Raw genomic sequence first — 8795 nt, 5'->3', positions numbered from 1 at the left:
TTGTTTAGGGCAACACCTGTTCTCGAATCTGAGAGCTTAGCTTCATAATCAAGCTGAGCTCTTTTTGCGTAGTAGAACTGTTTCTGGTATCCGCAGTTGCTTCTCTTTTTCGGACAGGCATTACAAACGTAGGGAGCCTTTTTGAGCAGAGGGCAGGTCTCACAATTGGAGGTACTAGAGTTCTCTTTTATCAGCCTATTTCTCCGAACTTCTTTTGAGATTGTGGACGGGTCTTTTCCTAGCTTAGTAGCGATAGCCGAGAAGGGCTTAAGTTGTTCAATTCCTATTTGAATATCGTTGCGATCAGAGAGAGTTAAGTGTTTGTTTTTCATTGTCGATTACCAACTTGTCCCATAGTAAGTTCTACCTTATTTCTTTGTCTCATTCCAGTTTCCAGTTTTTAAGACAGACTAGAACTTACTTTGGGAATTTACTTTTGTTTTTCATTGTCGATTACCAACTTGTCCCATAGTAAGTTCTACCTTATTTCTTTGTCTCATTCCAGTTTCCAGTTTTTAAGACAGACTAGAACTTACTTTGGGAATTTACTATAAGAAAATATTTTCTGAAAAGGAGGCTCTGTCTAAAAAATATTTTTTGCCTGTGGTATAATAAGAAGGATATTTCTAGAATGAGGTCTTTGAAGTGAAAAAAAGAAAGAACAAGCCTTTGGAACACGATGGAAATTTTATTTCCCTTCGTTTAAATATTTTATTTTCTATCGTGATTTTCCTTTTCCTAGTTTTGATATTGCGTCTGGCAGATATGCAGATCATCAATCATGATTTTTATAGTAATAAGCTGTCTACTGCCAGTCAGAAAATCATCAGCAATGGCTCTATCCGTGGGCAGATTTACGATGCGCAGGGAAAACCTTTGGTTGAAAACGAGATTCAGCAGGTTGTCTCCTTCACACGTCCCAACAAGATGTCTGCTCAGGAAATGAAAGAAGTAGCTAATAAACTCTTGCAGTGGGTCAATGTTTCAGACGTAACAATTACTCAACGTGATAAGGCTGATTATTATTTGGCAGATGAAGAGGTTTATCGTCAGGTAGTCGAGGCCTTGCCAAAAGATAAAAAATACGATTCCGATGGTAACTACTTGAGCGAATCAACAATTTATTCGAATGCAGTTGATAGTATCCCTGCCGAAGCATTACAATATTCTGAGCAAGACAATAAAGCGATTGAACTGTTCAAGCAGATGAATGGTGCTACTTACTTCTCTACTGTTAATTTGGTAACGGATACTCTGACTTCTGAACAGGTTGCTCATATCGTAGCCAATGAAAGTCAACTTCCAGGTATTTCAACGACCAATAACTGGCAACGGACGATTTTACCAACTTCCCTCAGCTCCATTATCGGTACAGTAACGAGTGAACAGGCTGGTTTGCCTGCAGAAGATGCAGAATACTATCTATCCAAGGGCTACTCTTCAAATGACCGTGTGGGAACTGCCTACCTCGAGAAACAATATGAAGAAGTCTTGCAAGGTCAACGTGAGAAAAAACAAATAAACCTAGATAGAAATGGAAATATCGAAAGTATTGAGACAATCCAAGAAGGGCAGCAGGGAAATAATATTAAACTGACTATTGATTTAGCCTTTCAAGATGGGGTCAATGCTATTTTGAAAAAATACTTTGAAAGTGAGCTAGCTACTGGTAGTGCGCTTTACTCGGAAGGTGTTTATGCAGTTGCATTAAATCCTTCTACAGGTGCAGTGCTTGCTATGTCAGGATATAGTCACGAAAAAGGCTCAAGTACTATTACGGAGGATGCTCTTGGTACGATTACAAGTGTCTTTACACCAGGTTCCATCGTCAAAGGAGCGACAATTAGCTCTGGTTGGGAAAATGGAGTTATCAGTGGTAATCAGGTTCAATTAGATGAACCAATCTATTTTGCAGGTTCAGCTCCGATTACATCTTGGTACGGTGCTTACGGTAGTTTTAATATAGATGCTACTCAGGCTTTGGAGTATTCATCAAACGTTTATATGGTTAAGATTGCTTTGGGACTACTTGGTCAGACCTACTCAGCTAACATGTATTTGAATGATGGTGATACATTGAAAAACGCCATGACTAAGCTTCGTTCGACTTTTGCAGAATATGGTCTTGGTGCTTCTACAGGTATTGACCTTCCACTCGAATCTACAGGATTTTTACCAGATAAGTATACGACAGCCAACTTTATTACCAACGCTTTTGGACAGTTTGATAACTATACACCGATGCAGATGGCACAGTATGCAGCGACCATTGCGAATAATGGGACACGGATTTCTCCTCACCTCGTTGAGGGAATTTATGGGAATAATGCCCAAGGTGGTTTGGGAGAATTAATTGAGACCGTATCTGGTAAGGAGATGAATCAGGTTAATATCTCCGCTGAGGATATGTCTCTTCTTCGTCAAGGTTTCTACCAAGTTGTCAATGGCGGTGGGCGCTTTAATACAGGTAGTGCTATCGGTCGTGGTGCGGCCGTGACCATCAGTGCCAAGACTGGTACAGCCGAAACCTATACAACAACAGCTTCAGGAGATGTGGTTACTGCGATCAACACCAACGTTGTTGCCTACGCGCCTAGTGATAATCCTCAAATTGCGGTAGCAGTTGTCCTACCAAATTTGACCAATCAAAGTTCAACAACTACTAAAACAATTACTCAAGAAATTATCAATTTATATCAATCACTTCACCCAATGAACTAAGGAGGCTTATGCTTTACCCTACACCTATTGCCAAGTTAATTGATAGTTATTCTAAATTGCCAGGTATCGGTATAAAAACGGCTACCCGTTTAGCTTTTTATACTATTGGCATGGAGGATGATGTCGTTAATGAATTTGCTAAAAATTTATTGGCAGCTAAGCGAGACCTATCTTATTGCTCTATTTGTGGTAATTTGACAGATCAGGACCCCTGTGCCATTTGCCAGGACTCAACGCGAGACCAATCTACTATTTTGATTGTAGAGGATAGTCGAGATGTTACAGCTTTGGAAAATATTCAAGAATACCACGGTCTTTATCATGTCTTGCATGGCTTGATTTCTCCCATGAATGGTATCGGACCAGATGATATTAATTTGAAAACCCTCCTCACTCGCCTGATGGACAATGAGGTTACAGAAGTTATTGTGGCGACCAATGCAACTGCGGATGGTGAGGCGACATCAATGTATATTTCTCGTGTGCTTAAACCTGCTGGAATAAAAGTAACCCGATTAGCTCGAGGTCTAGCAGTTGGAAGTGATATTGAATATGCAGATGAAGTGACCCTGTTGAGGGCTATTGAAAACCGCACAGAGCTATAGCTGTTCTGTAGTTAGATACGTTCCTAATTTTAAGATAGGATAGATATGATTTGTTAAATTATGCTATACTAAGAGTAATAGCGTTGATACAGGAAGGAAAATATATGTCAAAAGAAACCTTGATTTTACTATATGGTGGGCGTTCTGCAGAGCGTGAGGTATCCGTTCTGTCTGCCGAAAGCGTCATGCGTGCCATCAATTATGATAAATTTTTTGTCAAAACCTATTTCATCACACAAACTGGGGACTTTATTAAGACGCAAGAGTTTTCTCAAACACCGTCTGCCGATGAAAAACTCATGACAAACGCGACAATTGTTGAAGAGCAAAAAATCCGTCCGAGCGATATTTATGAAGAAAAGGCCGTCGTTTTCCCTGTTCTTCATGGACCAATGGGAGAAGACGGGTCAATTCAAGGCTTCTTGGAAGTGCTTCGTATGCCTTATGTTGGTACTAATATATTGTCTTCCAGCGTTGCTATGGACAAAATTACTACCAAGCGTGTTCTTGAATCAGCAGGAATCTCCCAAGTACCTTATGTGGCAGTTATCGAGGGTGAAAATATCGACGATAAGATTGCAGAGATTGAAGGAAAATTGACTTATCCGGTCTTTGTAAAACCAGCTAATATGGGATCAAGTGTCGGTATCTCAAAAGCCGAGGATTTAGCTGGCTTGCGTAAGGCGCTTGATTTGGCCTTCAAGTATGACAGCCGTGTCCTCGTTGAGCAGGGGGTTAATGCGCGTGAGATTGAGGTTGGTCTTTTGGGAAATGCTGACGTGAAAACGACATTTCCTGGCGAAGTAGTCAAAGACGTTGCTTTTTATGATTACGATGCCAAATACATCGACAACAAAATCACCATGGAAATCCCAGCTAAGATTGATGAGTCTATCATGGACACCATGCGGGATAATGCTGCCAAGGCCTTCCGTGCTATCGGTGGTTGTGGCCTTTCTCGCTGTGATTTCTTCCTGACTGAAGACGGAGACATCTTCCTAAATGAGCTCAACACCATGCCAGGATTTACCCAGTGGTCTATGTATCCACTCCTTTGGGATAATATGGGACTTGCTTACCCAGATTTGATTGAAGAGCTTGTTCGTTTGGCCAAGGAAATGTTTGAAAAACGTGAAAGTCATTTGATTTAATGAGAATGAAAATGAAAAGGATTGGAAAATTTCCAATCTTTTTCTAGTTCACATTCTTGCAAAGGTTTGCAAAAAAGAATAGAATGGTTTCAAGTATGTGGAGGTGTTTATGTATCAAACGACAGTAAAAGGGGAAGGTCTGTTTCAGGCAGTTTCTCAAGGTTATGGTGAACCGGTTCATACCTTTGGTGTGACGGAGAAGGGGGAGACTCCCGTTAGTCTAGTGAACATTGGCTTAGCTGCCTGCATCACCATGTGTGTCCAGGGTTACTATGCCAGCCAAGAAGGCAATAAAACCATGCCTGTTCAGGTGGAGAGTCGCTTGGACAATCAGCGTTTTGAAGTGTTGATTGGAATTGGAGAGTCGGTTTCAGCGCAAAAGCAGAAAGAGATTCTTGCCTATGTGGAAAAGAAATGTAAAGTCAAAGCTCTTTTGAGGGAAGACTTGAAGTTTGAGACAAGTTTTTATGTCTTAGAAAGTGTGGAGTAGATGTTTTTAGCAATTGAAAAAATGCGACAAGGTTTATGAGATGAAAGATGGTGTCCTCACTCAAGTTCGATAAAAAGTGGTATAATAGAAAGAGCGAAAGCTCTTTTTTAGTTTATTGGAGAAAACAATGAAATTAACCTTACACGAAGTCGCTCAGGTCTTGGGCGCAAAAAATGATATTAGTCTTTATCCCGATACAGCACTCAACAAGGTCGAGTTCGATAGCCGACTCGTCACAACTGGCGACCTCTTTGTTCCCCTCAAGGGTGCGCGTGACGGTCATGACTTTATTCCTGTTGCTTTTGAAAATGGCTGCGCAGTAACCCTTTCGGAAGTCAGCCTTGATGTTCCCCACATCCTAGTAGATGACTGCTTGGATGCGCTTCAACAATTAGCGGCCTACTACCTAGAGAAAATAGGGGTAGAAGTCATTGCCGTGACAGGCTCAAACGGTAAAACGACCACAAAGGACATGATTCACGATGTTCTAGCGACGACTTACAAGACTTACAAGACACAAGGCAACTACAATAACGAAATTGGTCTGCCTTACACTGTCCTCCATATGCCTGACGATACAGAAAAAGTGGTCTTGGAAATGGGACAGGACCACTTGGGCGACATTCATCTCCTGTCTGAAATTGCCAAACCAAGTCTATCAGTTATTACCCTTTTTGGTGAAGCCCATCTGGAATTTTTCGGCTCACGAGAAGAGATTGCCAAAGGAAAATTACAGATTGCGGATGGAATGGAGCCAGGTAGTAAACTCTTGATCCCAGCTGATCCGATTGCGGACAAACTCTTGCCAAGCCATGTAGAACTTATTCGCTTCGGTGAGCAGGCTGATTTGCAGGTGACCAGTCTGGTCGAGTCAAAAGATAGCCTGACCTTCACCGTCAACTTTATGGACGGTGACATTTTCCTCCCAGTAACGGGCAAGTACAATGCCACCAATGCTATGGTAGCAAGCTATGTGGGCAAGACCTTGGGTGTGCCTGATGAGGCAATCAAGTCAGCTCTAGCCAGTCTTAACTTGACCCGCAACCGCACCGAGTGGAAGAAGGCAGCAAACGGAGCAGACATTCTCAGCGATGTCTACAACGCCAACCCAACGGCCATGCGATTGATTTTGGAAACCTTCTCGAGCATTCCAACAAATGAAGGCGGCAAGAAAATCGCGGTTTTGGCAGACATGAAAGAACTGGGTAGCCAATCCATCGATCTCCACAATCAGATGATTCTGAGCCTGTCGCCTGATGTGCTAGACACTGTTATTTTCTACGGTCAGGATATTGAAGACCTGGCTCAGTTGGCTAGTCAGATGTTCCCAATTGGAAAAGTCTATTTCTTTAGGAAAAATGCAGAGCAGGATCAATTTGAAGACCTGGTAAAACAGGTTAGAGAAAGTCTAGGGAAAGAGGACCAAATCCTCTTTAAAGGCTCTAATTCCATGAACCTTGGAAAAGTGGTGGAAGCGTTAGAAAAATAGGAGAAATAGAATTGTCAATCCTAGATGAATTGTTTCAACATGAAGATATTCAGCCACATTTAATATATAAAGAAATAAAGGCAAAAGATTATCTTTTAGATGAGGGGCAAGTCTCGCATATGATTTATCTTGTAAAGTCAGGTGCATTGAGGCTGTGGCATAACCATGACGGAAAAGACATCACTATTCAGTTTTTCTTTGAGGGTGATTCGGTTTCGTCTCTTGAAAGTTTTTTAACGAAGACAGAAAGTATTTATAGTCTTCAAGCTATTGAAGATACTGTGGTTTATTGCCTAAATCGGCAGCTATTTGAAACATTTTTACTAGAGCACCCAGAGTATTATCACTCGTTGACAATACTTTTAAGTCAGAAAATGATTAAATACAACCATCTTTTTCTGTCACGAATAAAAAACTCACCTGAGCAACGATTTTTAGAATTAGTTCAAGAAAAATCTGACCTGTTATGGAGAGTTCCAGATATTTATTTATCTTCTTATCTAGGAATAACTCCTGTATCACTTTCTAGAATAAAAAAACGACTGACTTAACATTTGTTAATGTCGGTCTTTTTAGATTGTAATATACTGGTTGTACCTTGAATGATAAACGAGGAACAATAAAAAAACAGAGGAGAAATTTCAATGAAAACAACAATTGTCTATAACCATCCCTATGAAAAATCATATAATCATGCTATTTTAGAAGCCAGTATAGCTGGTGCTCAAAAGGCGGGTAGTCAAGTGCAGGTTATTGATTTAGATACAGAAAAGTTTAACCCTGTGATGACTAGTGAAGATTTGCTCGGATTTGTGAAACATCAGCAGGTTGATCCACAAGCCCAGGCTTATTCAAAGCATATCGGAGAATCAGACCATCTCATCTTGATTTTTCCGATCTGGTGGGAGTTGATGCCAGCGATGATGAAAGGCTTCATTGACAAAGTTATTTTTCCAGGAGCATTTTACGACTATAAAGCAAATGGCTATAGTATGCAGGCACGTCACGAGAAGCTAAAAACTATCACCATAATCACAACTATGAATACTCCTAAATTTTTGTATCAACTAATTTATGGGAATGCTATCAAAAATGCATTAATCAAGGGAACATTTCAGAAGACAGGTTACAAAGATGTGAAATGGATGAGCTATAACATGGTAAAAATGGTTGATGATAGAAAGAGAAAATCTTGGCTAGAGCAGATTGAAAAACGGATTTATCAGCGTGTTCAACAGTGATAAGTCAATCCTCTTTAAAGGCTCTAATTCTATGAACCTTGGAAAAGTGGTGGAAGCAATAGAAAAGTAGAGAGGCAAGACCTCTCTTTTTTAGCAAGTCTTGTCAAAATGTCGAAAAGTTGATATACTGATTCCTGGGGAAAGAAAGGAATTTAATAAGATGAGTGATTTTTTTAGTAATCAGATTTCTGAAGCACCGAACCTGGACGTATTGGAACATCTGTTTCTCATGATTATTTGGTTTTTCATGCTCTATCTTTGTTTTCGTTGTTACCAAAAGAGATGGTTTCATACTGTTTTTTGGTGGCTTCAATTTATACAGATTGTCTCCCTTTATACTTGGTATATCATAGCTGATTTTCCTCTTTCAGAGAGTCTTCCTTTTTATCATTGTCGCTTGGCCATGCTCTTTATTCTTTGGGCGAAGCCTGGGCCCTTGAAACGTTATTTTGCCTATCTGGGTCTTTTTGGATCGCTTTCAGCCTTTATTCATCCGGTATTTGACCCGTTTGCTTTTCCACACCTTACCTTCTTTACTTTTGTTATTGGCCACTATGCCTTGACCGTTAATTGTATGTTGTACCTGTTATCTGATTTAGAAGGGGAGATGTTGAAGGGGAAAGAGGTAGTGAAATATACGCTTATTATGAATATGCTGATTCTAGGAGTAGCTCTTTTAACTGGTGGAAATTATGGATTTTTAAGACAGGCACCCTTAGTGAATACTAATAATATTCCTTTGAATTTCTTCTTGGTAACTTGCCTACTCTGTTTCTCTATTTTGAGTATACAAGCTATGCTGATTGCCTATTTGAAAAAAGAAAGCAAACAAATGAATTCGCAGATATTGAAAAAATAAGAGACTGGGCAAAAACTAGCCAGTAAATAAAAAACACAGATAGATTCAAGCTGATTCTGATGAAATTCAGCCGAACTGTCTGTGTTTTTCTTTCTGCTTCTACTATCTTGGACTAATTTCTTAGCCAATTTCGTGAGATTCATGCTCATTAGGAGGAATCCTATCTCAGTTTCAACCACCTTTTGACCTCTGACATGGACTCTGCGCACGCCAAAAACACCCTTCATCCTACCAAATAC

At 40.2% G+C, this 8795-nt stretch carries 9 protein-coding genes; 8 read left to right on the top strand and 1 reads right to left on the bottom strand.

Features of this window, described 5'->3' with window-relative positions:
* Positions 1-332: helix-turn-helix domain-containing protein (locus tag ODU45_RS09475; protein WP_154095611.1), on the bottom strand; the 332-nt coding region annotated here is incomplete at its 3' end.
* 313 nt (positions 333-645) lie between these two features.
* On the opposite strand from ODU45_RS09475, the gene pbp2b reads away from it, so the two are divergent.
* From pbp2b to ODU45_RS09435, 8 genes are all read left to right on the top strand, one after another.
* Entirely contained in the window at positions 646-2721 is a 2076-nt protein-coding gene (gene pbp2b, locus ODU45_RS09470; RefSeq protein ID WP_172077781.1) for a penicillin-binding protein PBP2B, read from the top strand.
* Between the two features lie 8 nt (positions 2722-2729).
* A complete protein-coding gene (gene recR, locus ODU45_RS09465) occupies positions 2730-3326 on the top strand; it encodes a recombination mediator RecR (RefSeq protein ID WP_002935848.1) in 597 nt (198 codons plus the stop codon).
* Between the two features lie 104 nt (positions 3327-3430).
* Positions 3431-4477, top strand: a complete 1047-nt coding sequence (locus ODU45_RS09460; protein ID WP_398581207.1) for a D-alanine--D-alanine ligase — start codon at positions 3431-3433, stop codon at positions 4475-4477.
* 109 nt (positions 4478-4586) lie between these two features.
* Positions 4587-4967, top strand: coding sequence for an OsmC family protein (locus tag ODU45_RS09455; RefSeq protein ID WP_105256714.1), 381 nt, complete (start codon positions 4587-4589; stop codon positions 4965-4967).
* A 127-nt stretch (positions 4968-5094) separates the two neighbouring features.
* Entirely contained in the window at positions 5095-6456 is a 1362-nt protein-coding gene (murF, locus tag ODU45_RS09450; protein WP_398581206.1) for a UDP-N-acetylmuramoyl-tripeptide--D-alanyl-D-alanine ligase, read from the top strand.
* Between the two features lie 11 nt (positions 6457-6467).
* Positions 6468-7007, top strand: coding sequence for a Crp/Fnr family transcriptional regulator (locus tag ODU45_RS09445; RefSeq protein ID WP_205032643.1), 540 nt, complete (start codon positions 6468-6470; stop codon positions 7005-7007).
* Between the two features lie 93 nt (positions 7008-7100).
* Positions 7101-7697: an NAD(P)H-dependent oxidoreductase gene (locus tag ODU45_RS09440; protein ID WP_398581204.1), complete on the top strand. Its 597-nt coding sequence runs from the start codon at positions 7101-7103 to the stop codon at positions 7695-7697.
* Between the two features lie 160 nt (positions 7698-7857).
* Positions 7858-8556: a TIGR02206 family membrane protein gene (locus ODU45_RS09435; protein ID WP_398581203.1), complete on the top strand. Its 699-nt coding sequence runs from the start codon at positions 7858-7860 to the stop codon at positions 8554-8556.
* Positions 8557-8795: the final 239 nt, after the last annotated feature.

The sequence above is a fragment of the Streptococcus sp. 2022WUSS135 genome, from assembly GCF_044427045.1.
In the GTDB taxonomy this organism is placed as follows: domain Bacteria; phylum Bacillota; class Bacilli; order Lactobacillales; family Streptococcaceae; genus Streptococcus; species Streptococcus hashimotonensis.
The sequence above is the reverse complement of the archived record's forward strand: the minus strand, read 5'-3'. Positions and strand labels throughout refer to the sequence as shown.